This is a genomic window from Enterobacter cloacae complex sp.6700776 (genome assembly GCF_048284255.1).
GTDB lineage: Bacteria > Pseudomonadota > Gammaproteobacteria > Enterobacterales > Enterobacteriaceae > Enterobacter > Enterobacter intestinihominis.
Map to the genome: position 1 here is coordinate 1 of NZ_JBLVYK010000180.1, position 301 is coordinate 301.

A 301-nucleotide genomic window follows, 5' to 3' on the forward strand; every position below is an offset into this window, starting at 1 on the left:
CCCCCCCCCCCCCCCCCCCCCCCTCTACTGATACGACGACCACCGAGATCTACACTGGAGCGATGTCGTCGGCAGCGTCAGATGTGTATAAGAGACAGGCAAAACACGAAGCCCAGCTATTCTGTGAAGAAAAAACGGTTGAGCAGGCATTGCAGGATTATTTCTGTGCAGTCGCAACCCTGTCTCTTATACACATCTCCGAGCCCACGAGACCAGGTACTTCATATAGGGGGGAGGGGGGGGGGGGGGGGGGGGGGGGGGGGGGGGGGGGGGGGGGGGGGGGGGGGGGGGGGGGGGGGGG

At 64.8% G+C, this 301-nt stretch carries 1 pseudogene; it reads left to right on the top strand.

Annotated elements, in window-relative coordinates:
• Positions 1-98 precede the first annotated feature (98 nt).
• A pseudogene (locus ACNQ0T_RS23795) lies at positions 99-176 on the top strand (TetR/AcrR family transcriptional regulator); the annotation flags it as partial.
• Positions 177-301: the final 125 nt, after the last annotated feature.